25 protein-coding genes and 1 riboswitch are annotated in these 24402 nt (G+C 69.7%); of the genes, 7 read left to right on the top strand and 18 right to left on the bottom strand.

Features of this window, described 5'->3' with window-relative positions:
* Nucleotides 1-79 precede the first annotated feature (79 nt).
* A complete protein-coding gene (locus D6T64_RS10120) occupies nucleotides 80-790 on the top strand; it encodes a TetR/AcrR family transcriptional regulator (protein ID WP_233551013.1) in 711 nt (236 codons plus the stop codon).
* Between the two features lie 51 nt (nucleotides 791-841).
* Here D6T64_RS10120 and D6T64_RS10115 read toward each other — a convergent pair whose 3' ends face one another.
* From D6T64_RS10115 to D6T64_RS10080, 8 genes are all read right to left on the bottom strand, one after another.
* A complete protein-coding gene (locus D6T64_RS10115; protein ID WP_119974556.1) occupies nucleotides 842-1219 on the bottom strand; it encodes an HPF/RaiA family ribosome-associated protein in 378 nt (125 codons plus the stop codon).
* 125 nt (nucleotides 1220-1344) lie between these two features.
* Complete coding sequence (locus D6T64_RS10110; protein ID WP_119974555.1) at nucleotides 1345-2838, bottom strand: bifunctional hydroxymethylpyrimidine kinase/phosphomethylpyrimidine kinase; 1494 nt, start codon at nucleotides 2836-2838, stop codon at nucleotides 1345-1347.
* On the bottom strand, nucleotides 2835-3656 hold the full coding sequence (thiE, locus tag D6T64_RS10105) for a thiamine phosphate synthase (protein ID WP_119974554.1): 822 nt from the start codon (nucleotides 3654-3656) through the stop codon (nucleotides 2835-2837). The genes D6T64_RS10110 and thiE overlap by 4 nt, the downstream gene beginning before the upstream one ends.
* Nucleotides 3653-4522, bottom strand: a complete 870-nt coding sequence (gene thiM, locus D6T64_RS10100; RefSeq protein ID WP_158594859.1) for a hydroxyethylthiazole kinase — start codon at nucleotides 4520-4522, stop codon at nucleotides 3653-3655. The genes thiE and thiM overlap by 4 nt, the downstream gene beginning before the upstream one ends.
* A riboswitch (TPP riboswitch) is annotated at nucleotides 4505-4614 on the bottom strand. It overlaps the preceding gene by 18 nt.
* A 76-nt stretch (nucleotides 4615-4690) precedes the next feature.
* A complete protein-coding gene (locus D6T64_RS10095; protein WP_119974553.1) occupies nucleotides 4691-6529 on the bottom strand; it encodes a choice-of-anchor G family protein in 1839 nt (612 codons plus the stop codon).
* On the bottom strand, nucleotides 6526-7269 hold the full coding sequence (locus D6T64_RS10090) for a hypothetical protein (RefSeq protein ID WP_119974552.1): 744 nt from the start codon (nucleotides 7267-7269) through the stop codon (nucleotides 6526-6528). The genes D6T64_RS10095 and D6T64_RS10090 overlap by 4 nt, the downstream gene beginning before the upstream one ends.
* A complete protein-coding gene (locus D6T64_RS10085; RefSeq protein ID WP_147364516.1) occupies nucleotides 7266-7904 on the bottom strand; it encodes a S24/S26 family peptidase in 639 nt (212 codons plus the stop codon). Before D6T64_RS10085 ends, D6T64_RS10090 begins: the two co-directional genes overlap by 4 nt.
* 21 nt (nucleotides 7905-7925) lie before the next feature.
* Nucleotides 7926-8648, bottom strand: a complete 723-nt coding sequence (locus tag D6T64_RS10080; RefSeq protein WP_119974550.1) for a SipW-dependent-type signal peptide-containing protein — start codon at nucleotides 8646-8648, stop codon at nucleotides 7926-7928.
* A gap of 363 nt (nucleotides 8649-9011) precedes the next feature.
* Here D6T64_RS10080 and D6T64_RS10075 point away from each other — a divergent pair, with 363 nt between their 5' ends.
* Nucleotides 9012-11786, top strand: coding sequence for a LuxR C-terminal-related transcriptional regulator (locus D6T64_RS10075; RefSeq protein ID WP_158594858.1), 2775 nt, complete (start codon nucleotides 9012-9014; stop codon nucleotides 11784-11786).
* A gap of 10 nt (nucleotides 11787-11796) precedes the next feature.
* On the opposite strand, the gene D6T64_RS10070 is transcribed toward D6T64_RS10075, so the two are convergent.
* From D6T64_RS10070 to D6T64_RS10055, 4 genes are all read right to left on the bottom strand, one after another.
* A complete protein-coding gene (locus D6T64_RS10070; protein ID WP_119974548.1) occupies nucleotides 11797-12081 on the bottom strand; it encodes a hypothetical protein in 285 nt (94 codons plus the stop codon).
* 17 nt (nucleotides 12082-12098) lie between these two features.
* On the bottom strand, nucleotides 12099-12890 hold the full coding sequence (locus D6T64_RS10065; RefSeq protein WP_119974547.1) for a transglutaminase-like domain-containing protein: 792 nt from the start codon (nucleotides 12888-12890) through the stop codon (nucleotides 12099-12101).
* 187 nt (nucleotides 12891-13077) lie between these two features.
* Nucleotides 13078-14019 (bottom strand): hypothetical protein, encoded by a 942-nt coding sequence (locus D6T64_RS10060; RefSeq protein ID WP_119974546.1) that lies wholly within the window; start codon nucleotides 14017-14019, stop codon nucleotides 13078-13080.
* Nucleotides 14020-14232: 213 nt separating this feature from the next.
* Nucleotides 14233-15420 (bottom strand): MFS transporter, encoded by a 1188-nt coding sequence (locus tag D6T64_RS10055; protein ID WP_233551012.1) that lies wholly within the window; start codon nucleotides 15418-15420, stop codon nucleotides 14233-14235.
* A 103-nt stretch (nucleotides 15421-15523) separates the two neighbouring features.
* Between D6T64_RS10055 and D6T64_RS10050 the strand changes: the two genes are divergently transcribed.
* Nucleotides 15524-15985: a winged helix-turn-helix transcriptional regulator gene (locus tag D6T64_RS10050; RefSeq protein WP_119974545.1), complete on the top strand. Its 462-nt coding sequence runs from the start codon at nucleotides 15524-15526 to the stop codon at nucleotides 15983-15985.
* A gap of 3 nt (nucleotides 15986-15988) precedes the next feature.
* Complete coding sequence (locus D6T64_RS10045; RefSeq protein ID WP_119974544.1) at nucleotides 15989-17107, top strand: DUF418 domain-containing protein; 1119 nt, start codon at nucleotides 15989-15991, stop codon at nucleotides 17105-17107.
* Nucleotides 17108-17167: 60 nt separating this feature from the next.
* On the opposite strand, the gene D6T64_RS10040 is transcribed toward D6T64_RS10045, so the two are convergent.
* The 4 genes from D6T64_RS10040 to D6T64_RS10025 form a co-directional block, all read right to left on the bottom strand.
* Nucleotides 17168-17575 (bottom strand): SRPBCC family protein, encoded by a 408-nt coding sequence (locus tag D6T64_RS10040; protein WP_119974543.1) that lies wholly within the window; start codon nucleotides 17573-17575, stop codon nucleotides 17168-17170.
* A gap of 96 nt (nucleotides 17576-17671) precedes the next feature.
* Complete coding sequence (locus D6T64_RS10035) at nucleotides 17672-17983, bottom strand: winged helix-turn-helix domain-containing protein (RefSeq protein ID WP_119974542.1); 312 nt, start codon at nucleotides 17981-17983, stop codon at nucleotides 17672-17674.
* Nucleotides 17980-18411, bottom strand: coding sequence for a chemotaxis protein CheY (locus tag D6T64_RS10030; protein ID WP_119974541.1), 432 nt, complete (start codon nucleotides 18409-18411; stop codon nucleotides 17980-17982). Before D6T64_RS10030 ends, D6T64_RS10035 begins: the two co-directional genes overlap by 4 nt.
* Before the next feature lie 75 nt (nucleotides 18412-18486).
* On the bottom strand, nucleotides 18487-18876 hold the full coding sequence (locus D6T64_RS10025) for a MerR family transcriptional regulator (protein WP_119974540.1): 390 nt from the start codon (nucleotides 18874-18876) through the stop codon (nucleotides 18487-18489).
* 57 nt (nucleotides 18877-18933) lie between these two features.
* Here D6T64_RS10025 and D6T64_RS10020 point away from each other — a divergent pair, with 57 nt between their 5' ends.
* The 3 genes from D6T64_RS10020 (at nucleotide 18934) to D6T64_RS10010 (ending at nucleotide 21350) form a co-directional block, all read left to right on the top strand.
* Nucleotides 18934-20451, top strand: a complete 1518-nt coding sequence (locus tag D6T64_RS10020; RefSeq protein ID WP_119974539.1) for a SulP family inorganic anion transporter — start codon at nucleotides 18934-18936, stop codon at nucleotides 20449-20451.
* A gap of 234 nt (nucleotides 20452-20685) precedes the next feature.
* Entirely contained in the window at nucleotides 20686-20991 is a 306-nt protein-coding gene (locus tag D6T64_RS10015; RefSeq protein WP_199719131.1) for a type II toxin-antitoxin system ParD family antitoxin, read from the top strand.
* Nucleotides 20988-21350, top strand: coding sequence for a type II toxin-antitoxin system RelE/ParE family toxin (locus D6T64_RS10010; RefSeq protein ID WP_119974538.1), 363 nt, complete (start codon nucleotides 20988-20990; stop codon nucleotides 21348-21350). The genes D6T64_RS10015 and D6T64_RS10010 overlap by 4 nt, the downstream gene beginning before the upstream one ends.
* Before the next feature lie 102 nt (nucleotides 21351-21452).
* Here D6T64_RS10010 and nhaA read toward each other — a convergent pair whose 3' ends face one another.
* Entirely contained in the window at nucleotides 21453-22841 is a 1389-nt protein-coding gene (gene nhaA, locus D6T64_RS10005) for a Na+/H+ antiporter NhaA (protein ID WP_119974537.1), read from the bottom strand.
* A 117-nt stretch (nucleotides 22842-22958) separates the two neighbouring features.
* Nucleotides 22959-24402: multicopper oxidase domain-containing protein (locus D6T64_RS10000; protein ID WP_158594856.1), on the bottom strand; the 1444-nt coding region annotated here is incomplete at its 5' end.

Raw genomic sequence — 24402 nt, 5'->3', positions numbered from 1 at the left:
AGCGTCTGAACGGGAGGAGATCCGCTAATGTGTACGTTGTCCACATGCTGAATTTCCATGCTAACGAAACGGGGTGGCCGTGACAACCATTCCGGCAGAAATCCCGCCGGCGACCTCTCCCGGCCGCGACACCTACCGGCACGGCGACCTGCGCCGCGCGCTCATCGAGGCCGGCGTCGAGCTGGCCCGGGAGGGCGGCCCGGCCGCGGTCGGCGTGCGCGAGGCCACCCGCCGCGTGGGAGTGACCCCGAACGCCGCCTACCGCCATTTCGTCGACCGCCTCGCACTGCTCGACGCGGTGTGCTCGGCCTGCCAGTCCCGCGTGGCGATCGCCATGGAGACCGAGCAGGAGGCGGCGCTGGCGGTCCTGGGCGGCCCGGCGGCCGGGTCACCCGCTGCCCCGGCGCTGACGGATGCCGAGACCCGCGCGCTGCGGGCACGCCTGCGTTTTCGTGCCGTCGGCACCGGCTACCTGCGCTTTGCGCTCGCCGAACCGGGCCTGTTCGGGGCCGCGTTCTCCCCCTCGTCCGACCTCGAGAGCGCGACGAGTGCGGCGCGGGCCGGCACCACCGGGCGCACGCCGTTCGAGCTGCTCACGGCGGCGCTCGACGACCTGGTGGCGGTCGGGGTGCTGCCCTCCGAGCGCCGCCCGGGAGCGGAGTTCCTGGCCTGGTCGGCGGTGCACGGCCTTGCCGCGCTGCTCATCGACGGGCCGCTGCGGGCCCTCGACCCCGATCAGGTTCAGTCACTGGTCGGTCGGGTCGTGACCATGGTCGAGCAGGGGCTCTGAGCGGCCCCCGCCCGATCGGGTGGATCTCGTGGTGCGGGTGATGCGGGTGGATCAGGCGCGCTGCACGGATTCCTGCTCGGCGTGCTGCTCGGCGATCTCCGACGCGAAGTCGCCGCGGCGGTCGTCAAGCTTGCCCGACGCCGTCTCGAGCAGGCGTTCCATCTTCTCGAGCGACCCGTTCAGGGCATCATCGACGTTGGACGCATTGTTGTGCGCGGTGATCGGGCTGCCGCCGGCGGGGCGCACCTCGAGCAGGCACTTGATGTCGTCGCCGGTGGAACGGCCCGCGCTGCCGTCGCTGAGGTGAACCTCGACGCGGGTGATGTGCGGGGCAAAGCGAGCAAGGCTCGCGGCCACGGTGGTTTCCACGTACTCGGTCAGACCGGCGGTGCCGTCGATGTTGTGGTCGGTGTTCAGTAGAACCTGCATGTTGCTCCTTTGCACGCGGTGACCCGTCACGCTGCGAAGTGCGTATCGTGACCGAAAATCATCCGCTGGTTTCAGCGTAGCGCTCCAATTTGTGCGCCCGATCAGGCCGAACGCGCTCCCGACTGCTACCCGTTCACGGGCACGGCCACGGGCGCGGTGCCCATCGCGAAAAACGCGACTTCGTGCGCGGCGGAGGCGCGGAACGCCTCCCACATGCGGCCGCGCTCGACGTGCCCGGCGAGCAGCGCCGCCGCCTCGACGATCTCGATCGCCTGCCGGGTCGACTCGGCGAACGCCGGATCGGCGTAGGTCGACAGCCAGGCAGTGAACGGATGCCCCGGGTGGTTCGCCGCCGCCAGCCGCTCTCCCACGTCCTGGTAGATCCAGAAGCAGGGCAGCAGCGCCGCAACGAGCGCTCCATAACTGGATCCCCCGGCGACGGCCAGCAGATGGTTCAGGTAGTTGCTGGTGACCGGGTTCGGCTCGGGGGCGGCGAGGTCGGCGCCGAGCCAGTCCCGGTGCAGTTCCATCTCCACGGCCAGGCTGCCGTGCGCGCTCACGGCCCAGAAGGACTGCTCCGAGAGGGTCGGCGCGAGCTGGCTCGCCCGCGCGAGGGCCCGGGAGTAGTCGCGCAGGTAGAGCGCGTCCTGGGCGAGGTAGTACGAGAACGCACTTTCGGGCAGCGTGCCGTCGCTCAGCCCGCGGATGAACTCGAGGTCGTCGACCTGGGTGCGCAGGTCGGCGATGCCGTGCCACCAGTCGTCCCGCAGCAGGTGCGGAGTCACGGCCGGCAGCAGCGCCGCCGGCAGGCCATCTCCGCGCCACAGGGCGGCGAAGTGGTGCACAGGCCCGTGCCCCTGCCCGACCTGCAGCTCATCAGAGTGCCGCAGGCTGTCGGTCAGCCACGACTTGGCCGACCGAACGGCCTGTTCCCAGTCGCCGAGCTGGGCCTGCAGGGTCGCCAGGGCGCTGGAGAGGGAGCATCCGGTGCCGTGGGTGTTGACGGTGTCGATGCGGTCGGCCGCGAATTCGACCATCCGGCCGCCCGGTTCGATCAGGGCGTCGGGCGAGGCGCTGCCGCCGAGGTGGCCGCCTTTGACGAGCACCCGCACGACGTATTCCTTCGCCAGGCGACGTCCCTGAGCGAGCGCCCCAGCCCAGTCCGACGCGACCGGGGCGTCGACGAGCACGGCCAATTCGGGCAGGTTCGGCGTGACGATGTGCACCCGGGTGAGCAGGGCGCGCAGCCCCTCTTCGGCGGCGTCGAGCAGCCGGTCGCCGCTCGTGGCGACCATGACCGGGTCGAGCACGACGATCGGCGGCCGCACCCGATCGAGCCAGTCGGCGACGACGTCGATCACCGCGAGGTTGGAGAGCATGCCGATCTTGACCGCGTCGATGGTGACGTCGTCGCTGACGGAGTCGAGCTGTTCGCGCAGAAAGTCGACCGGCGGAAGGTGGATCGACCGCACGCCGCGGGTGTTCTGGGCGACGAGCGCGGTGACGACGGCCATGCCGTAGCCGCCGGTCGCCGACACGCTCTTGAGGTCGGCCTGGATTCCGGCGCCACCGGTCGGGTCGGTGCCGGCGATGCTCAGAACGTTCACGATGCGACTCATGCGCGGGCCCAGGCGTCGACGAACTCGCGGGTCGCGGCGCGCGCATCTTCGGCGGCGCAGATCGCCGACACCACGGCGAGCCCGGCCGCACCGGCGGCTTTCAGCGCCGCGGTGTCATCGAGGCAGATGCCCCCGATCGCCACGCAGGGAATCGGCGTCGACGCCGCGAGGGCCGCAAAGCCCCGGGCGCCGAGCGGCTCCGGATGGTTCGCCTTCGTCGCGGTCGGCCGAATCACGCCGACCCCGAAGTAGTCGACGGTGCCGTTCGGCAGGCTGTGGGCCGCGGCGAGGTGCGCGGGGCTATTCGCGGTCAGGCCGAGCAGCGCGTCGGGTCCGATCAGGCGCCGCACCACGTTGGCCGGCAGGTCGGACTGCCCGACGTGCACGCCGTCCACGTGCGCGCCGCCGTTGCGGGCGGCCAGGAACACGTCGACCCGGTCGTCGACGAAGAGCAGGCACCGCCCGCGGGTCAGCCGGGTGGCGGCGATCACGAGTTCGTAGACCTCGCGGGTCGAGGCGGTCTTGTCGCGAATCTGCACGGCCGACACCCCGCCGGCGACGGCCTCCGCGATCACGGCGAGCACGCCGTGCGGGCCGCTGAGGCCGGCGTCGGTCACGAGGTACGTCGACAGGTCGACGGATGCCGTCGGTCGCCCGAGCACAACGGGCGCTTGTGTCGGCGCCACATCGTGAGCGCGCCCGATCTCGGTGGCCGCTCCGGTAACGGCCGTAGCGCTCACCCGTTTCGGGCGCGCTCCCGAAGCGGATGCCGCGGCATCCGCCACCGCGTCGGCCGCGGCCGGGTTCTGCGCGGTCATCGGATCACCGCGAGCGTCAGCACGGTCTCGGCGGTGAGGTTGGCCAGCCGATCCAGGAAGGCGACGGCGAAGCTTCCGGGGCCGGCGGCATCCGCTGCCGCCTGCTCGGCCGCGATCGTATAGACGACGGTCGCCGCGACGGTGCTCGCGAGCCGGTCGTCGCTGAGGGCGGCGAAGGCGGCCATGACCGCGCCGAGGGCGCAGCCGCCGCCGGTCACGCGGGTCAGCAGGGGCGTGCCGGTGTGCACCCGCACGTCGGTGACCCCGTCGGTGACGATGTCGATCGGTCCCGAGATGGCGACGACCGAGCCGAACTCGACCGCGAGCAGGCGCCCGGCGGCGAGGGCGTCCTCGGCGGAGTCGACGGAATCGACCCCGCGGCCGCCGACGCCGACCCCGGCGAGGGCGATGATCTCCGAGGGGTTGCCGCGGATCACGGTCGGCCGCTGCAGCAGCAGCTCCGCGGCGAGCGCGGTGCGCACCGGAAGCGTGCCGATCGCGACGGGGTCGAGCACCCACGGGGTGCCGGCGGCCTTGGCGGCGGCGACGGCCTCACGCATGGCGTCGCGCTGGGCGGTGTGTGGGGTGCCGAGGTTGACCAGCACGCCGGAGGCGATGGCCGCGAAGGGGCCGGCTTCCAGCGGCAGGTCGGTCATGGCGGCGGATGCCCCGACCGCCAGCAGCACGTTCGCCGTGAAGTTGGTCACGACCGCGTTGGTGAGGCACTGCACGAGCGGTTGACGCGCCTGCAGCTCCGCGAGCAGAGCGGCGGCGGTCTCGGCCGTGGGAATCGGCGCCGGCGCCGGAACCTCGGGCACGGGCGGGTGGGCATGGTGGTTCGACAGTCGAGAGTTCACTCGCGACATCCCTTCGCTAGTTCTGGCTAGATCAGGTTCAACGGGTGTGTTCTCAGCCTTCGCCCGACCGGTGCCGTGCGACCGCACCCCGTGTCACTGCCTTCACCCTAGACGGCGCGTTCACCCGCGGCCAATTCGGGGGTCGTCCGGCGACACCTCCGCGCACGCTGCGAGCGATCAGGGCAGGCGAGCGTTGACACCCGCCGTCGCGGTGGCGAGGTGGGCGTAGACGAAGCCCGCGCTGCCGACCGAGTCGAGCAGCCCGATGCGCAGGGCACTCACCCGGTATTCCGCGCTCGTTCGCGGCGGCACGGCGGCGGAGTAGCCCGGCCCGGGCAGCGCCCCGGCCTGGTCGGGCTGCACGTTGACCGCGAGCGAGAGCAGACTCGGCAGTGCCGCGACCACGCTGCCGAGGGCCGTCACGATCGGCGCCGACGCCGCCGCCAGCGCGGCGCCGAGGGACGAAACCGGCGTCAGCAGCTGCGTGGTCAGCAGGGTCGACACTGGCGCCACGAGCGACGCCGTCAACCCGGTGACGAGCGCGGTCACCCCACCGAGCCCCACCCCGAGCGTCGTGGGCACGATGGCCAGGGCCGCCCGCCCGGCCAGCACGTCGCCGACCGTCGTGGACGAGGTGTCGCCGGCGTTGACGTTGCGCAGGCCGATGTCCAGCCGCAACACCTCGACGGCGACACCCAGCACGGGCGGCAGGCTGATCGTCACCGACGATTCCACGCTGAGCACGGCGGCGTTCACGGCATCCGTCACGGCGGCGGTGACATTCACGGTCCAGGCGTCGAGCAGCGCGCCGACCCGCGCGGCCAGGGGGTTCAGCACCGCGCTGGTGAGCACCAGCTCGGTATTCGGCGCGAGGTTGTTGATGCCCTGGGTCGAATCGCCCAGCAGCGTCGCGAGGTTCACCGCAACGGTGCCGTCGACGAGGTTGATCGTGACCGTTCCGTCGCTGAGCGGGGTCGTGAGCAGCGTGCCGACGGCGCTCGCGAGTTGCGGGTCAGCGACCGTGACCGTGCCCGTGATCGAGCCGAGGCCGAGCGTGCCGAGCAACCCGCTCGCCAGCAGGGCGCTGCGAATCGTGCTGTTGATCAGCCCGTTGGTGCCCGACAGGTCCGTGACGGCGGCTTCGAGCCCGGCGATCGTGCCGTTCACGGAGCCGACCAGGTCGCTCACCAGCGGGCTGTCCACCACGAGGTCGAGCCCGGCTATGCCGTAATCGCGGGTGACCCCGCTGATGGTCCCGTCGCCCCAGACCTGGCTGAGCAGCGCCGCGCACCAGTCGAGCTGCGAAGACGCGGCGACCGCGCCGATCTCGAGGCGGGCATCCGTCACGCCGGAGACGACCGGAAGAGCCTGCGCCAGGCTGAGCGTCGCCGATTCCGGCAGCTCCGAACTCGGCGTGCCCGCGGTCACGCCCACCCCGCCGGAGTTGTTGACGAGCCCCGATGCGCCCGCCGAGGTGCCGTCGGTGCTGACCCGGGCGTACTGGTTCAGGGCGCCGGCGGAGCCGCCCGGCAGGCCGAGGGTGAGGCCGGTCAGGTCGAGGCCGACCACCCCGTTCAGGGCGGATGCCGGCAGCGGGTTCGCGTAGGCATCCGTCGCCGGGTCACCGGTCGCCAGAACCAGAGACGTGGTCGGGGTGACCGGTGCCGCGCCGGACACGTTGCGCGTGGCGGTCACGCCGGCGAGCTCAGCCACCGAATCCAGGTTGGTGCCGAGCAGGCTGCCGCTGAGAAACCGGGCCGACGCGGTGGTGGAATAGTTCGTGTCGGCGCCGCAGTCGAAGGAGTCGGTGCCGAGGGATCCGGAGGTCCATTCGGCGTCGTTCCAGGAGGCCATCGTGGGCGCGGTGGGCCCCGGAACCGTCACCACGAGCAGGCTGGCCGCCAGCACCGCGGCGAGCGCGGTGCCGGCCAGGGAACGTGGGGACGACGCGGAGCGGTGCACCGCGCGACCCGACGGGCGACCGCGCGGCCGGAAGACGCCTGAGCGCAGCGTCATCGCAGGTCCCCGGTCGGGCTCGGCCGGGCGGCCACAACCACGGACGCACGGGCGCGCCGCATGGCGGACACCGTCAGGCCCAGCCCGACGGCACCGAGCCCGACCAGAACCAGCGCGGCGGCGTCCATCCCGGTCGCGGCGAGGGCCGCGGGGCTGCTCGCGGTATCGGCGGCGGCCGTGTCACCGGCCGCCGTCAGACCGAATCCGATGCGCCCGGACAGGGTTCCGGCCGGCATGCCGGTGTTGCCCAGCGTGAGGGTCACCAGCAGGTGCTTGCCCCTGCGGGCCGGAATGCCGTCGAGGTCGAAGAGCTCGCTGCCCGACTCCAGGTTGTCGAGCGGCGTCGCGACGACGACGGTTCGGCGGTTGGCGGCGCACTCGGGCCGGTCGGGCACGTTGGTCCACGATTCGTTGCAGCGCTCCACCATCACGGTGAGTCCGTTCGCGTTGGTCGCCATTGCGCCGCTCTTGATCATTTCCAGGTTGAGCGTTCCCGACCCGTCGTGCTGCAGCGCGGCGTCGATCTGCCAGTAGGTCGGCACGCCCGGCACGACCACGATCTGGTCCGGGTCGGCCTGGTCAGACGTGAGGGTGAGCATGCCGGCCGCACCGGTCTCGGGGACCCCGCGCAGGGCGGCCTGCGCCTGCACGGAGAAGAGGCTCAGTCCCACCATGAGCGCCACGCCCGACGCCAGCGCGACGGCCCGGCGGGCCGCGCCGGCTGGCATGATCGTGGTCATGGGAATTCCTCGGAAGCTGGGTATCGGGGGGAGTGCCGGCGCCGGTTCGGGCGACCGGCGACCGGCGGAGCCGGCCAGAACGCCCACACCACCAGCAGGGCCACGAGCAGGGTGACCGCGCCGAGCAGTAACGGGGTTTGCAGCGCACGCAGGGCGAATCCGGCCCCGGCCACACCGAACACCGTGCGCTGCACCGTTTCGACCATGTAGGCCTCACGATCGGGCGTCGCATTCGCGTCGCCCTGCAGGGTGAGCGAGCGCGTCGCGGGGGCGCCCGGCACCGGATCGATGGCGATGATGCGGTGCGTCACCGGCAGGTCACGGCCCTCACGCGGCACCGTGACGATGTCGCCCACCGAGAGGCTCGCAGCCGGCACGTCGTTGACCGCGATCCCCGCGGATCCAGTGGGCAAACCCGGGGCCATCGACCCGGTCATGAAGATCACGACGGTCAGGCCGAAGATCGACGAGGCCGCGAACCAGCCCATCGAGATCACGCCGGCCAGGCCGGCGAGGGTGAGCAGCAGTTCCTTGATCCACGGTCCCGCACCGCGCCGGGTGCGCGCGGCGCGATCCGGGCGACGGATGCGACGGGGCCGCGCCGCCGCATCCGCTCGCTCGATCAGGGCCATCACGACGGGTCTGTTGCGACGATGCTAGTTGGAGACGGCGGAGAATTCCCAGGCCGGCGCGACGAGCCGGTCCTGCAGGTCGGACACCGTGTAGGCGCCCGAGACCGTCGGTACCGTCGGCAGGGTGACCTCGAAGCAGTAGTGCTGCACATTGCCGCTGGCGGCGCTGACACTCTGGTCGGTCGTGCCGATCGCCGTGCCGAGCGCGCCCGAGGCGACGATCACGGGGCCGGCACCGGCATTGACGGTCGACAGGAACGCGCTGGCATCACAGGTGACCGCGGCGCTCGTGACCGACGCCCGCACGGTGAGGGCGTTCCAGAGCAGGTCGTCGACGTCGGCGGCCGCATTGAAGCCGGCGGCCGGCACGGCGGCCTGCAGGGTGAGGTCTCCCCCGACGGAGGCGGTCACCGTGCGCAGGGCGACGGCCGCGTAGGTGCTGGTGCCCGGCGACAGCGCGAGGGCCGTGCTGGTGAAGATGAGGCTCTCACCCGGGTTGGTCTCGTTCTGCAGAAATCCGGTGCTGACGTACGGGGTGGAGACGTTCTGCTCCACCTCGAAGATGGAGGTTCCGACGCCCGGGATGATGTCGCCGTTGACGTCGGTGGTGCCGCCGAAGACCCATTCGGTGTCGGTCCAGGAGGCCAGTGTGGCCGTGGTGCCAAGGCCGATAACGGCGCCGCCGGCGAGAATCGCCATGACCTTGCCGCGCCGGGAAGGCTTGGTACCGGAAATGTGTCGTGCCATCGTGATCCCCCTGTGAACAGGCGACGTTGCTGAGCAACGCCCTGCGTTTGTGTCGCCCCAATCGGGGCCACCAGCCAAACGTTAGGTCGAGTGATCACGTCGATGGAAACGGATTCGGCTATTTCAGTGCCGTGGCCGCCGGTTGCCAGCGTGGGCCTCAGTTTGCGTGTCCGCGCCGCACGCAGGGCCATCGCCGTCATCCCCGGGAGATCTCAGTGAAAAGCCAGTGAAAAGGCAGTGATATGCCAGCGTGGGCGACGCGAAATCAGTGCCGTCGGGTCGCGGATCGTCATACCACCCCCTGCTTGCGGGTAACTTGGAAGTGTGGCGTACAGCTCGAACCTGATCGAGGGGAGGCCCGGGGTGCACAGGGGACACGCAGTATCCGACCTGCCCGCGCCGCTGTCATCGGGCCTGGCTGACGAACAGCGCCTTGCCGAGATTTCCGGCCACCTGTTGACCTCGCGCAGCGTGCTCATCGTGGGGGCACCGGGTTTCGGCAAGAGCCATCTCGCCGATGCGGTCGCAGAACTGCTGGAGGCCCGTGGCGCGGCGGCGATGCGCATTCGAGCGCAGGCCTCCTCGCACACCGTCGCGTTCGGTGCCCTGACCGGCAGCTCGACCCGGGAACTCGCCGACGCCTTCGCGGGCGGGGAACCCATCACCGCAGCGCGGGTGTTCGCCTACGCGGTTCAGCATTCCTCGACCGACTCCCCCGCGGTGATCATCGTCGACGATGCGCACCTGCTCGATGCGGCCACGATGACCTGCCTGAACCAGCTCGCGTTCGAGGGCGCGCTGGCCCTGCTCCTCACCTCCGACCCGGTGGCCACCGTGCGGGTCGATGAGACCGATCCCGTGACCATTCGCCTGCTCGATGCCCTCTGGATCAAAGGCGGCGCCGAGCGTATCGACCTGGAGCCGATGTCGCCGGCGCAGACCGCCGACCTGGTTCGCGAATTCGCTCCCACCGAGACCTTCGACCTCATCACGCTGGCGCAACTCCACGAGGGCAGTGGCGGATCACGGGTGTTGCTTCGGGAGTTGACCGCGCTGGTGGCTCGCGGGGCGCACGGCTCCACCGCCCGGGACCCCGCTCCCCGTTTGCGTCCCGCCGGCCGCATCGTCGAATTGCTGGCGCACCAGCTCCGCAGCCTGACGGGAAGCCAGATCGCCGCGATGGCCCTGCTCGCGCACGCCAATGGCGTGGAGCAGTCGCGCGCGGCCGCGATCTGCAACCGCGTCGAACTGCGCGATCTGGTACAGCGCGGGCTCGTGCAGCCGACGACCGCCGGCGGCGGCGACATCCTGCGCGTGAACGGGCTCGTGGGCGACGCAGCGCTGGCCAGTTGCGACCCGGCGCAGCTCGGCGACCTGAGCGCCCGGCTGGTTCATCGTCTGCTCCTGGACCGCAAGCTGGGCATGACCACCACGTCGGCGGAGTGCCTGCTCATCGCCGACCAGTGGGTGCAGGCGGGAACCATCGCACCCCGGCTGCGGGACGAGTGGGGCGACGACGTGGTCAGTGAGGTGCTCCTCGTCGCGTCACGCCGGAGCAGCTCGATGAACCATCCGGGCAATGCCGTGCTGTACGCCTGGCTGGCCGGGCAAATTCGCCCGGGCATCCGCTCGCTCATCGGTCATTCCCGGGCGTTGGCGGGCGACAATCGTTTCGCGCCGGCCCGCGCACTGTTGAACGATGCCGCCGCCCTGGTGCGCACGTCGGACGATGGGGTTCAGCTCGTGGAGTGGCGTCTCACCCTGGCCCGGGTGTCCTCGGAAGGACCGGACGCCCTGGCCGCCCTGGCCCTGGAGGCCGCCGAGTGGTTTGAGTCGGGGGCGATGGCCGGCGAGCTCGCGTTCATCGGACTCGTCGCGTCGTGGCAGCGCATGAATTGGGTGCGCGTCTCGGCCGAAGGCGAAGCACTGGCGCAGGACGAAGCCGCCGATCCCGGCACCCGCATCCGTGCGGCGTGCCTGGGCAGCCTCGGTTACGCGTATCTGGGGCGCGCCACCCGGGCTCTCGAACTGCTCGACTGGGCGACAACGCTCAATCACAGCGATGGGCGCCACGGCGCCACGGAATCGTTTTCTGCCGCGGCATTCTCGCTGAAGATTTTTCATCACGAAACCCTCGTACGCTGCATGAGCGGGCTCAATGTGCACGGCCTGGCGGCGCAACTGCACCAGCGGGTCGATCGAGCCGTGCGCGACCGTGATGAGGGCGAGTTCGGTGTGCTCAGCCTGATTGCCGCGACCCTCGCGCGGTACCACGGCGACACCGCGCAGACGGTCGCCGAACTGCGCCGGTCCGAGGCGCACTTCGCCGAGTCCGACGCCGCGGGCTGGCAGCCGTGGGTGCAGTGTCAACTCGCCGGCGCCCTGGCACGGGTCGGCTCGGTCGATGCCGCCCGGGTTCTCATGGCCACCGTCAACGCTCACGTCTGCCCCGACGAGGTCAACGGCAACCTGAGCTTCGAAGCTCACCGCGCCGCGCTCGCCCTGCTGATTGCGACGGGCAACATCGACGGCGCCCTGGCCCTCACCGATCAGCTTCTGCTCGATGATGGCGGCCAATCCCCGGTCATGCGGTCGTGGCTCGTGCACGTTCGGGTCGACCTCGGCGAATCCGCGGCCGACCTCATCGACAGCCTTCAGCTCGCGGTCGACCACACCGACGCGCCGCTGCTCCTCGCCGGCGCGCAACAGGTGCGCGCACTCGCCGACGGCGACGCCGTTGCGCTGGACCGGGCCAGCTCGCGATTGGACGGCCTGGGAGCCTGGGGCCGTGCCGCCTGGGTCAGCGAGGAGGCCGCGCTCCTGCACGCCGAGCACGACAACCGCGCCGCCGCCGCGCTCAGCCGCATTCAGGGCAAGAAGCTTCGGGCCATGGCCGCCGGCCTGCCGCCGGCCGGGCGGCCGGTGGTGCGTGCTCCGCGCACGGCGTTCACCCGGCGGGAGGCGGAGATCATGACCCTCGCCACCCAGGGGCGCACCAACCGCGACATCGCCGCCGCCCTGTTTCTCTCGGTGCGCACGGTCGAGTCCCACCTCTACAAGGCCCGCATCAAGCTCGGTGCGCGCACCCCCGCCGAGGTGGCCGGCGAGCCCGACCGCCCCTCCCCGCAGTTGGCCTGACCGGCCCCGACTACGGCAACCGGGCGTTCGCCCCCGCCGAGGCCGTGGCGAGGGTCACCGAGGCGAGTTCGCTGCCGGCCACGCTGCCGGGCGCTGAGTCGAGCAGTCCGATCCGCAGTGCGCTTACCCGGTATTCGGCGCTGGAATCCGGCGGGTTAGCGGCCTGATAGGGCGGATGCGGCGGGGCATCCGCCTGGTCCGGCTGCACGTTCACGGTGAGCGTGAGTACCCCGGGCAGGGCGGCGAAGAGGCCGCTGAGTGAGGCGTCGAGGCCTCCGGCGGTGCCGGTCAGCACCGTCGCGAGGGTTCCGGTCAGCGCAGCTCGACGAGCTCGCGCACGTCGTCGCGGGGCAGCACGTCCACGGTCGCGGTGACCTCGAGGGTGTGCAGCAGAACCATGCCGCCGATCGTCGTGAGAAAGGCGGTGTCGGCGGCGTCGCGGCCGGTCGCAATGCGCACGAGGGATTGCCTCGGCGCGAGCATCGTGGCGTCGACCACCTGCCAGACGTCGTCGATGAGCGCCTCGGCGACGGCGTGGAAGTCCATCGGGTCGAGGCCCGGCGCGTAGACCGAGACGACCCGGGTCGGCACGTCGACCGCGCGCAGCAGGGCGGCGACGAGGTGAGCGTAGTCCCGGCAGACCCCCTGCCGGGCGATGAGGGTGCGCACCGCGCCGTCGGTCGGCAGGCTGGCCCCGGGCACGTAGACGAGTTTCTGCCCGACCCAGGAGCTGACCCCGGCGAGCAGGTCGCGGCCAGTGAGCCCCGAGAACTCGGCGCGGGCCATGGCCCCGACGCGGTCGGACTCGCAGTAGCGGCTCGGCCGCAGGTAGCGGATGCGGTCGATCTCCGTCACCGCGGCTGGCTCGGCCTGGCCGGTCACCGCGACGGAATAGTTCACGTCGACCCCTCCGGCCTGCACGTCGACGAGGTGCAGCCGGGTGCCGAACTCGTCGTGGATCTCGCGCACCGGCAGGCTTTCGCCCGCTTGCAGCACGCTCAACTGCTCGGTGGAATCGAGGCCGGCGGCGGGTGCGATCGAGAGCACCAGGCGGGCCGGCGCCACGGCTTCAAGTTGCATCTGTGCGGAGGAAATGCGATTCATCCCCCGATGATGGCAGGTCGGGGCATCCGTTCGCGCCGGGTGCGTGCCCAAAACAGGACGATTTGCGCTGCTGTCGGCGAAAACAGGTTGAAACGAGCCGTTTGAAGCGTCGCATCCTGCTTTCGCCGCGCTCACCCACAACGGCGGGCCGGGAGCATCGCTCCCGACCCGCCGTTGTGATGGTGGACTAGTTGGCGTCGTGCCCGCCCGCCGTGGCCGCGGCGTCGGTCTTGACGTCGGTGTCGGCCTCGTCGGACTCAACATCAGCGCCGGCCTCAGCCTCGGCACCGGCCTCGGCGGCGGCGAAGTTCGCCACCACCCGCTCGGCGATCGCCTGGATCTGCTCGCCGTAGCCGCCGTCGAGCGCGGTGGCCTTGATCTCGTCGGCTCCGGCGGCGCGGTCTCCCTCGGGGGCGGCCTGCAGTTCGGTCAGGTCGGCCTGCAGCTCCTGCGGCAGCTTCTCGAACAGGGCCGGGTTGGCCGCGAGCGCGTCGGTGATCTTTTCGGCGCTCAGGCCGTTCGGTGCTCCCGTGTCAGGCGCGACGGCGTCACTGGCTGCGACGGCCTGCAAGACGGCGGCGAGCGGATGCTCCGGGTCCTGCTGGATCGCCTCGGCCAGCTTCTGCAGTTGCTCACCATACCCACCGCTGAGGGCGGTGGTCTCGATCGTGTCGGCGGCGATCGCCTGGTCGGTGTTCGCGTCGCCGAGTGCGGTCAGGTCGCTCTGCAGGTTGGCCGGCAGACTCTGGAACAGGTCGCCGTGGCCGGCAATCGCGTCGGTCACGATCTGCGTCGCATCCGCGCCGTCATCGGTCGAGCCGTCCTCGGTGCTGCCGGCCAGGTCGGCCTGCAGCTGCTCGGTGAGGGTGGCGATCTGGTCGAGGGCCTCAGCCTCGGTCAGCTGGGTACCCGCTGCAGTGTCAGCCTCGGCCGACGCGGTCGTCGAGTTGCTCGACCCGTTCTCGCTCGAGACATCGAGCGGGGCGGCAGTGGCACCCACGGCGCCGAGGCCCAGCAGGGAGCCGGCGGCCAGCGCCGTCACGGCGCCGACGGCGAAACGCTTCTTCAGCGGGGAGCCGAAGGCCGAGGTGTTCTCGTTCTGGTTCTGCGTGTGGTTCTGCGTCATCATTCGTGTGTTCCTTTCGATAGCTCGTGACCGGCCCGGCAGACGCCGCACCAGCCACACTTGGGCACGGCCCGAGCCTAGGCACGGGCCTGTTACCGAAGCTCCGTGAAAGCTGACCGGGGGGTATTCCGCCGGCCGGGGACATCCGCTGCTATCACACAGAATTCGCTGTGATCAGCAATTACCCTGGGAGACGCGTTCTTTGTGAGAGTCGTCTCATGAAGGCCGACGGCGCCGGGCGGCCAGGTCGAGGACCGCCCAGCCGATCGCCGCGAGGCACAATACGGCGAGCGCCGGCGCGGCGACGTAGATCGCCGTTTCGAGGCCCAGCGCCGTCGCGAGCGCGCCGGCACCGATCGCGGTGACCGACTGCAACAGGTAGCCGAACAGGTACATCATCGACAGGGTCGCGCCGCGGTGCGCCACCGGCGCGGTGCGGTTCACGAGCTGCAACCCGCCGGTGAAGGCGAACGAGTACCCGATTCCGCCCACCACGCACCAGCCGAGGAACATTCCGATCGACCCGGATGCCGCGGTGCCCGCCATCAGCGCCAGCCCGCCGATCGAGAGCACGCCCCCGACCAGAATGGCGACGTGCGCGTGCACCCGGCTGAGGAACAGCGCTGTCAGCCCGATCACGAACGCAGACACCGCGAGCAGCCCGCCGACCACGATTAGGTTCGTCGTGCCGGTCAGCTGCCGGGCCATCTGGGCGCCGAGCGAGAGGAACATGGCACCGATCGCGTAGGCGACCGAGACGGAGAGGGTCGACGCGATGAAGACCCGCATGATGCCGGGCGGCATCCGCAGCAGCTGCGGGCGATAGCGCGCAAGGCCAGCTGGCCGATCGTCGGGGGTCAGCCAGACGAGCAAATAGGCGAGAACACTGAGCGCGAACAGCACCAGAAAACTCAGCACCAGGGGCAGCGGCGCCAGCTCCGCGAGCGCTCCCGAGAGCAGCAGCGCCAGCGTCAGCCCGGTCGAGGTCGAGACGGTGGCCATCGACCCGGCGAAGCGCAGGTTGCCCGAAACGTTGTGCTCGACGAGGGCAGCGCTCGCGGCGCCCAGCGCGAATCCGGTGCCCACGCCCTGCAGCACCCGGCCGGCAAAGAGAAAGCCGACGTTCGGGGCGACCGCAAACACGACGGCCGAGACGCCGATCAGCGTGATGCCGAGCAGCATCGCCCGGCGCCGACCGATCGTGTCGCTGAGTCCGCCGGCGAACAGCAGCACGAGCAGCAGGGCGATCGGGTACGCGCCGAACACCGAGGTCATCACGACCGGAGCCAGGTTCCACGCGGCGGCATAGGCGGGATAGAGCACGCTCGGCGCCCCGCTCGCCCAGAGGCAGAGGGCGAGCACGATCGCGGCCGACCAGAAGGTGCCGCGGCGGCCCAGCGTCATCGAAGGCCCAGCGTCATCGAAGGCCCGGTTGTCTCATGGTGGTCACCATACCCAGTCTGTCTTGGAATCTCCAAGTGAGGCGAAAAAGTCGTACAGTGTTCCCATGTACAGACGACCGGACGGCACGCCGACCACCTGCCAGGTCGCCCGCAGCCTCGACATCGTGGGCGAACGCTGGTCGCTGCTGATCGTGCGCAACGCCCTGCGCGGCCAGACCCGATTTGGCGAGTTTCGCGACGGACTCGGCATCCCGACCGACATCCTCGCCAGTCGCCTCGCGACCTTGGTCACGGCCGGCGTGCTCGACAAGCGCCCCTACCGCGAGCCCGGCTGCCGCGAGCGCTCCAGCTACCACCTCACCCCCGCCGGCCAGGGCCTCGACCTCGCCCTGGCGGCCCTCATCCAGTGGGGCGACACCTTCAACCCTGCGCCCGAAGGTGCCGGCTCCCGCCTCGTCGACCCCGCCACCGGCGCCCCGGCCCGCGTCGCCGTCGTCGACGCCGCCGGCCGCGAGCTGCCCGCCGTGGGGATCGTGCCCGGCCCCGCCGCGATCACGGTCTGGTAACGGATGCCGCCCCCCGCGACTCCCCCGGATCCCGGCTCGGGCGCCGGTGCCACTCCTGCTCTGGGGCCGACCTCGGCGCCCGCCCCTTCCACTCAGACCGACAGCCGCGCGCGCATCGTAGGCGTCGACGTGGCGCGCGGGCTCGCCATCTTCGGCATGCTCGTGGCCCACGCCATTCCACGGCCCAACGACACCGAACTCCTGGTCGACGGCCGCTCCTCAATCCTGTTCGCGACACTCGCCGGGGTGTCGCTCGGCCTGATGACCGGGGCCGCGCGGCCAACCGGGCGGGGCATCCGCTCGGATCGGATCGTGAGCGTCGTGCTGCGCGCGATCTTCATCTTTCTGATCGGCATCGTGCTCTCGAGCTTCGACAGCGACGTCGCCGTGATCCTCGACTATTACGGCATCATGTTCCTGCTGCTGACCCCGGTGCTGTTCTTTCCGCGCTGGGCGCTCGCCGCGCTCGGCGTCGGGCTGATCGCGCTCGCGCCGATTCTCGGCGCCGGGCAGGGCGACGTGAACACGTCGCGTGACACGGTCGCCTATTTTGTCGACTACTACTTTCTGAACGGCTACTACCCCATTCTGATCTGGCTGCCGTTTCTGCTCGCCGGCCTGATCGCGGCGCGGTCGGGCCTGACCCGGCCGCGCACCCGGGCCCTCATGATCGGCGTCGGCGCGTTCTTCGCCCTCGCCGGCTACGGCGCCGCCGCGGTGTTGCCGGGGATCAGCGCCGAGGCACACTCCGGATCCACCGCCGAGGTGCTCGGCTCGGGAGGCCTGGCGATCGCCATCATTGGCGCACTGCTCTGGCTGACCGCACCCGAGCGCGCGTCGCTCGGGCGCGCGGCACGCGGCGCACTCTGGCCGATCGCGGCGGCCGGTTCGATGGCCCTCACCGTCTACACCCTGCAGATCGTGGCCCTGATCGGCTTCGTCGCAGTGCGGGAGGGAAACGATCCGAGCGTGCCAGCGATCGTGGATTACCCCGGCGTGCCACTGCTGGTCGGCATGGTGCTCGCCTCCCTGCTCTTCGCGTCGCTCTGGCGCGTCTTCTTCGGCAAGGGTCCTCTAGAGCGGATGCTCGCGGCCGCCACCCGCCGCCCCCGCACCCCCTGATTCCCCGAGCGCGTCGAGCGCGTCGAGTGCCAGCGTGACGTAATCCAGCGGCGGGAAGCGCTATTTTCCGCCTTCAGCTCGGCGCTGCAGACGATCGAGTCTCAGGCCAGGCACAGTCCGAAAAGCGCCGGCCAGCAGGCGAAAGACCGCTCCGCTGTGCCTGATCGTGTGCGTGACCTCGGTCACGTTGTCGGCGACCTGCACGAGTGTCCACTTTCCGGTTTCATGGGCGTGAAAGCCGTCGACCCGCCAGCCGATGTGGCTGGTCGAAACCGTGTCGTAGGTCATCGTGCACGCACCGGGCAGCTTCGCTCTGATCGGGTACGTCTTGAGCGCGATGGCCTGGGCATCGCCGGTTGTGACCGACAGGATCGCGGTATTCCACTCCGGCAGTCGCCGAATATCAGCAAGGATGCCGACGATCGTCGCGCTGCTCGCGTTGACTATTCGCCGACCGACGTATTCCAAGCTGTCTCCGCACCGTGGGCGTCCAGGAACGGATACCCACCCCCGGCCACAGTGTAAGGGCTCACGACTTCGGACCGGGGCCTTCGAAGCGGATGCTCACCCCTGGCCGGCGATTTCGGTCAGCGCGGCGAGATGGGCCTTCCAGGCGAGCCGTCCCTGGCGGGTCAGCGTCAGGGAGGTGCGGGGCATCTTGCCGACGAATGCCTTGCCGACCGAGACGTACTCGGCCGCTTCGAGCAGGGCGACCTGCTTGCTCAACGCGGAGTCAGTGACCTCGATCGCGTCCCGAACTTCGCGAAAGCCGAGCGTTCCCGCCCGGGCGAGCGCGGCCATGATCGAGAACCGCACGGGGTTCTGCAGGTGCTCGTCCAGCCGGTGCCGGGGGTGGGCTTTCTCGGTCACGGTCATCGCCGTGCCTCGTAGGCCGCGCAGGACATCGTGACAACGAGGATCAGGCCGGAGGTGATGCCCGACCACAAGACCGAGCCGTGAACCCAGGCGGCGACGACGATCGCAGCCGCGTAGGTCGCTACCCAGATCGCAATGTAGGCCGTCCAGCGTCGGCTCCGCGCGAAGGCGGCCCGGCCCTGGATCGAAATCGAGAAGAAGATGATCAGCGCGAGGCCCACGGTCAGCGTGCCGAAGTAGGACATGCCAAAGGCGTCGCCGGTGGTCAAACCCATGGCCAGGGTACCGAGCGACGTGGATACGCCGAGAGCCAAGATGAAGGTGATGTACGGCCAGCGGGTCGATTCGTGGGCCTGGCGGCTGATGCGGTCGGCGTGATCGAGCAGGCTGCGTGCTTCTGCGGGACTGACCGGGGACTGAGTCTCCATGATGTTCCTTTCCGTTTCCCCCAATATGGCAGGTACTTGCACTTTTGGCAAGTACTTTCCTTATCGGGACCGCGCCTACTGTGCGCGCAGAAGCTCCAGAAACTCGTCGGCCATGGCGAGCTGCTCCTGAAGCTTCACGCGGCGCTCACCGGCCGACGTGATGAAGGCGGCAAGCTCGGCGCGCACGGCCGGGTCGTCGGCCTGATCGCCCTGCAACCTGTCGATCACGCTGAGCAGCGCTGTCATCTCCTCGAGCGAGAAGCCGAGGGGCTTCATCCGTCGAATGAGCATCAGGCGCGACTGGTCGTCTTCGGTGTAGAGGCGAAAGCCGCCCTCGGTGCGGCCCGAGGCGGCGAGCAGGCCAATCTCGTCGTAGTGGCGCAGGGTGCGCAGCGACATGCCGGTCTTCTCCGCGAGTTCGCCGATGTGCATCATCGCGAGGCCTGGGTTCGTCTCCGCTGTCATGGGTCCAGCTTCTCACGAACGCGAACTCAACCCTAACGTCAGGGTAGAGTTGCACGAATGGCACTCACCACCACCCCGCGCCCCAACCGCTATCGCGCCGAGCCCTCCGTACTCACCGCCCTCCGCAGCCCGAAACTGCTGACCCGCGAGGTGCTCGCCGGCCTCGTCGTGGCGATGGCCCTGATTCCCGAAGCCATCGCCTTCTCGATCATCGCCGGCGTCGACCCGCGCGTGGGCCTGTTCTCGTCGTTTGTGATGGCGATCACGATCGCCTTCGTCGGCGGACGCCCCGCCATGATCACCGCCGCGACCGGCGCCGTCGCCCTCGTCATCGCACCGGTCGCGCGCGACTACGGCATGGAATACTTCATCACCACGGTGATTCTCGCCGGGGTCTTCCAGATCGTGCTGAGCCTGATCGGCGTCGCCAGGCTGATGCGCTTCATCCCGCGCAGCGTCATGGTCGGCTTCGTCAACGCCCTCGCCATCCTCATCTTCACCGCCCAGCTCCCCCAGCTGCTCGGCGTGCCGTTCATGGTCTACCCGCTCGTCGCCGCCGGCCTCATCATCATGATCGTGATGCCGCGCCTCACCAAGGTGGTTCCGGCGCCGCTCGTCGCGATCGTCGTGCTCACGGTCGCGACCGTGGTCATCGCCATCAACGTGCCCACGATCGGCGATCAGGGCGAACTCCCCCGCAGCCTGCCCGAGCTCTTCCTGCCCACAGTCCCCCTCACCTGGGACACCTTCACGATCATCGCCCCCTACGCGCTCGGCATGGCCCTCGTCGGAATCCTCGAGTCACTGATGACCGCCAAGTTCGTCGACGAGATCACCGACACCCACTCCAACAAGACCCGCGAAACCTGGGGCCAGGGCGTCGCCAACGTCATGAGTGGCCTGTTCGGCGGCATGGGCGGCTGCGCCATGATCGGCCAGACCATGATCAACGTGAAAGCATCTGGTGCCCGCACCCGCATCTCCACGTTCCTCGCCGGGGTCTTCCTGCTCGTTCTCGTGCTCGGGCTCGGCGACGTGCTGGCGGTCGTCCCCATGGCCGCCCTGGTCGCGGTGATGATCATCGTGTCGTACCTCACGTTCGACTGGCACAGCATCCGCCTGTCGACCCTGAAGCGGATGCCCGCGAGCGAGACGACCGTCATGCTTGCCACGGTCGTCGTCATCGTCATCACCCACAACCTCGCGATCGGCGTGGTCGTCGGGGTGATCGTGGCCATGGTCGCCTTCGCGCGCCGGGTCGCCCACCTCGTGACCGTCGACCGCACGGTAGCGCTCGACGCACCGCAACCCACCGCGCACTACACCGTCACCGGCGCCCTCTTCTTCGCCTCGAGCAACGACCTGATGACCCAGTTCGAGTACGCCGACGACCCGGAGCACATCGTGATCGACATGTCGGCATCCCACATCTGGGACGCCTCGACCGTCGCGACCCTCGACTCGATCACGTACAAGTACGAGCGCCACGGTAAGCGCGTGGTCATCGAGGGCCTCAACGAGGCGAGCACCACCCTGCACGCCCGCCTCGCCGGCACCCTCGGCGGCGGCCACTGACCGCCCCGTCGAACCACGAGCGACCCAGGGCCCGGCGAGCGGTCCATTCGCTTGGTTTTGCCACCCACCACGGGACTATCTGTGACACCTCGCGCACGAGGTGTCACAGAACGCCTCTTGCGACCCGCCAGACGGCGGGGACGGCCTGCAATCAGACGACTGCGGGGCTCCTGTCGACGCCGCCAACGGCTTTTTGTGCCCTGCCGAACAGGGACCCGATGGCATAAACTGCCAATGGAGGTGGTCGCCGTGGCAACCAGGAACGTGGTCCTGAGTCAGCACCAGCACGAGCTCGTCGAATCGCTGGTGAAGGCGGGGCGCTACCAGAACGCCAGCGAGGTGCTGCGAGACGGTCTTCGGCTCCTGGAACGTCGGGAGTTGGAGAGTGCAGCAAAACTTGCCGCACTGCGTGCGGCGGCCGAGCAGGGTTGGTCGGATCTCGCATCCGGTCGCTTCGATGACGTTGCTGACGAGAACCTCGACGCCGTCATCGGACAGCTCGGTGTGCGAGCGGCGGCCCGGAACGAGTCGGCTGGGTGAGGGCGGGATACCGTCTCACTCATGCGGCGCAGGCCGACATCATCGCCATCCTCGCCTGGACAGACGAGCAGTTCGGCGAGCAGGCACGCAAGCGCTACGAGGCACTCATCGGCACCGCCATTCGGGATGCGGCCGCGCGCAGCGACGATGTCGGTTGCCTCCCCCGCCCGGAGTTAGGCGACGGTGTCTTCTCGTGGCATCTGGCGCAGAGCCGCGACCACGCACCAGGGAAGACCGTCCACAGCCCGCGACATTTTCTCCTCTGCCGGCGCGAAGGCGAGGTATCGGTCATCGGCCGCGTACTGCACGACGCCATGGAGCCGCGCCAGCTCCTCGACTCCCGACCCCGCTGGGACTAGCCGTCCCCGTACCATTCGACGGTATTCAGCACCCAAGATCACGCCTTCTTGCCGAAACCATGGTTTTCGGGGCCGATCTCCGTCGAATGGTACGGGCGGACGCTAGTTCTTCGGGGCGGGCCGGCCGGCCTGGTCGGAATCCTCGGTCTGGTAGACGTCGGGGATGCCGTCGCCGTCGGCGTCGACCGCCTCTTTTTCGGCGATCTTCGCGTAGTGGCGGTTTCGGCTGATCAGGATCGCCGAGGCCAACACGGCCGCGAGCAGCGAGCCGACCAGGATGGCGACCTTGCTGTGGTCGTCAAGCAGGGTGCCCTGCCCAAAACCGAGTTCGCTGATCAGCAGCGAGACCGTGAAGCCCACGCCGGCGAGCAGGGCGAGGCCGAACACGTCGATCCAGGCCAGGTCGGGGTCGAGCCTGGCTTTGGTGGTCTTCGTCACGATCCAGGTGGCGAGCAGAACACCGATCGGCTTGCCGATGACGAGCGCCACGACGATGCCGACCGCGACCGGGTCGGTCAGCGCCTCGTACAGGCCTTGGGCACCACCGATGGTGACCCCGGCGGAGAAGAACGCGAACACCGGCACCGCAAAGCCCGACGAGAGGGGCCGAATGCGGTGCTCGAGGGTCTCGGCGAGGCCGGGACCGGCATCCGGCCCCCCGCCCTTGGCACTGCGCAGCACCGGCACGGCGAAGCCGAGCAACACGCCGGCAACGGTCGCGTGCACTCCGCTCTCGTGCACGAGCGCCCAGGTGACGAAACCGATCGGCAGCAGGATGAGCCACGGCGCGAGCGCCCTGGTGCCGAAGAAGTGAGAGAACTTGTGGGCGAGAAAGGCGTAGAGCGCCAGCGGGATGATCGCGAGCAGCAGGGGTCCGAAGAGGATGTCGGTGGTGTAGAAAAAGGCGATGATCGCGATCGCGAGCAGGTCGTCCACGACGGCCAGGGTGAGCAGGAAGATACGCAGGGCGGCGGGCAGCTTGGAACCGATGACCGCGAGCACGGCGAGCGCGAAGGCGATGTCGGTCGCCGTGGGGATCGCCCAGCCTTTCAGGGCCTCGGGCCCCGAGTTCAGGTTGATGAGGGTGTAGATGACGGCGGGAACGATCACGCCGCCGACCGCGGCGGCGACGGGCACGATGGCCCGGTTGACGCTGCGCAGGTCGCCCGCGACGAACTCTCGTTTCAGCTCGAGTCCGGCGAGGAAGAAGAAGATCGCGAGCAGGCCGTCGGCCGCCCACGCGCCCAGGCTGAGGCTCAGGTTCCACGGCTCGTAGCCGATTTTCACGTCACGGAACGCATAGTAATTGTCGGCGAGGCCGGTGTTGGCCATGATCAGGGCGGCGATGGTCGCCAGCAGCAGCAGGGCACCGCCGACGGTTTCCTTGCGCAGGATGGCGCCGATGCGCAGGGCCTCACGGCCGCTGCCGCGCCGTAGCACGGCGGGCGATGAAGGGCTGGAAGAAGGGGGCAGGGGGGTGGGGTGAGTCAAAATCTCGTCCTCAGGTTTCGGGCGTACAAAAGTCTGTGCCGACCAGACTTCCCGGCTCACCTTTTACCCACTCTAACGGTCGCACCTGAACGAAGGCCCCTGTTTGGGCCGCAACCGTCAGTCGGTGACCACGAAGACGCCGTGCGCGCCTTTCTCGGCATCGGCCATGATGTGGGTCACAAAGCTGTAGGTGCCCGCCTCGGTGAAGGTGAGCTCGACGAAGCCGCCCTGCGCGGGACTCAGCGCGAGGGCCTGCGCCCCGCCGCTGCCGGTGCTGCCGCCGTCCTTGAGCAGATACTCGCCCTCTTTGAAGACGGTGTCGAACTGCCCGCCGACCACATGGAATGAGCTGCCGGAGTTCGGCCCGGCGTCCAGTACCCAGACGCGCACGGTCTCTCCAACCCGGGCTGTGAGTGGTTCGGCCATGTATTGATCGCTGTACCCGTTGAACACCACGAGGTCGGGGACAGCGGCCTGCGCCTTGGCGGAGTCGACCTCACCACCCTGGGGGCCGAGGTAGTACTCGCTCTGCACGAGCGAGTATTCCCGGTCGACCGTGCTGAGCCCGGCCGGGTCGATGATCACGGCGCCGAACATGCCGTTGGCGATGTGACTCGTCATCGGCATGGTTCCGCAGTGGTACATCCAGATGCCCGAGCGGGTCGCCGTGAAGCGGTACTCGAGGCTCTCCCCCGGGTCGATCGAGCGCATCGGCTTGTCGGGTGCGAGCGCTCCGGCGTGAAAGTCGATCGAGTGCGAGATCGTGCCCGCGTTGACGAAGGTCACGTCGAAGGCATCACCGACCCTGCCGCGCAGCGTCGGCCCGGTCGCACCGCCGTTGTAGGTCCACAGCGTCTGCGTGACCCCGGGCGCGACCTCGAGTTCTTCATCGGTCACGGTCATCGTCAGTTCGTGCACGGTAGCGGATGCCGCGGGCGCCAACGCGGCGTCCCGCGCCACGAAGTCCGCCCCCGGCAGTGCCCCCGGCACGAGGTCGTCGGCGGCCGACCCGGTTTCGACGGATTCGTCACCCATCGCGCCATGGTCCATGGCCGTTCCGTCGTCGGGGGCTGCGGCATCCGCTGCCCCGGCGCTCGCGCTGTCGTCAGCACCGATCGCGTTGATGGTCAGCTCCATGCCGAGCAGGCGATGCCCGGCGATCGAACACCAGCCGTCGAGATCGGCGGTGATCACGCCCGCGTTGATCGTGGCACTCGCCCCCGGAGCCACCCGGCCGGAGTCGCCGCCGCTGGCCAGCACCAGGTCGTGCAGCATGTCGTCGTCGTTGGTGACGTTGATCACGAGGGTGTCGCCGACCGGAACGTCGATGCTGTCGGGGCTGAAGGTCGTGTTGATCATGGTCACGTCGACGGTGGTGGTGTGCCCGGTGCCGCCGGCCGCGCCGGTACCGGCGAGGGTCATCGCGGAGGAGTCGAGGCCCACCCCGAGGGCGAGGCTCAGCGCGAGCGTCGCCGCGGCGGCGGCCAGGCCACGGCGCCGCACCGGCGCGGCAACGGTTGCCGCGGGCGCGGCCGGTGGGGTTGCCCCCGCTGAGGGCGCG

This window comes from Cryobacterium melibiosiphilum, assembly GCF_003602235.1.
GTDB classification, from domain to species: Bacteria; Actinomycetota; Actinomycetes; order Actinomycetales; family Microbacteriaceae; genus Cryobacterium; species Cryobacterium melibiosiphilum.
Note: the sequence above shows the minus strand (reverse complement) of the source record. Positions and strands in the feature narration are given on the sequence as shown.

Coding starts and splice junctions, on each gene's coding strand:
- D6T64_RS10015 (WP_199719131.1), top strand. CDS start 20,686: ATGGAGGTGGTCGCCGTGGCAACCAGGAACGTGGTCCTGAGTCAGCAC.
- D6T64_RS10095 (WP_119974553.1), bottom strand. CDS start 6,529: ATGACGCTGCGCTCAGGCGTCTTCCGGCCGCGCGGTCGCCCGTCGGGT.
- D6T64_RS10030 (WP_119974541.1), bottom strand. CDS start 18,411: ATGGAGACTCAGTCCCCGGTCAGTCCCGCAGAAGCACGCAGCCTGCTC.
- thiE (WP_119974554.1), bottom strand. CDS start 3,656: ATGACCGCGCAGAACCCGGCCGCGGCCGACGCGGTGGCGGATGCCGCG.
- D6T64_RS10020 (WP_119974539.1), top strand. CDS start 18,934: ATGGCACTCACCACCACCCCGCGCCCCAACCGCTATCGCGCCGAGCCC.
- D6T64_RS10110 (WP_119974555.1), bottom strand. CDS start 2,838: ATGAGTCGCATCGTGAACGTTCTGAGCATCGCCGGCACCGACCCGACC.
- D6T64_RS10065 (WP_119974547.1), bottom strand. CDS start 12,890: ATGAATCGCATTTCCTCCGCACAGATGCAACTTGAAGCCGTGGCGCCG.
- D6T64_RS10045 (WP_119974544.1), top strand. CDS start 15,989: ATGCCGCCCCCCGCGACTCCCCCGGATCCCGGCTCGGGCGCCGGTGCC.
- D6T64_RS10055 (WP_233551012.1), bottom strand. CDS start 15,420: ATGACGCTGGGCCGCCGCGGCACCTTCTGGTCGGCCGCGATCGTGCTC.
- D6T64_RS10080 (WP_119974550.1), bottom strand. CDS start 8,648: ATGGCACGACACATTTCCGGTACCAAGCCTTCCCGGCGCGGCAAGGTC.
- thiM (WP_158594859.1), bottom strand. CDS start 4,522: ATGTCGCGAGTGAACTCTCGACTGTCGAACCACCATGCCCACCCGCCC.
- D6T64_RS10115 (WP_119974556.1), bottom strand. CDS start 1,219: ATGCAGGTTCTACTGAACACCGACCACAACATCGACGGCACCGCCGGT.
- D6T64_RS10050 (WP_119974545.1), top strand. CDS start 15,524: ATGTACAGACGACCGGACGGCACGCCGACCACCTGCCAGGTCGCCCGC.
- D6T64_RS10090 (WP_119974552.1), bottom strand. CDS start 7,269: ATGACCACGATCATGCCAGCCGGCGCGGCCCGCCGGGCCGTCGCGCTG.
- D6T64_RS10060 (WP_119974546.1), bottom strand. CDS start 14,019: ATGATGACGCAGAACCACACGCAGAACCAGAACGAGAACACCTCGGCC.
- D6T64_RS10025 (WP_119974540.1), bottom strand. CDS start 18,876: ATGACAGCGGAGACGAACCCAGGCCTCGCGATGATGCACATCGGCGAA.
- D6T64_RS10035 (WP_119974542.1), bottom strand. CDS start 17,983: ATGACCGTGACCGAGAAAGCCCACCCCCGGCACCGGCTGGACGAGCAC.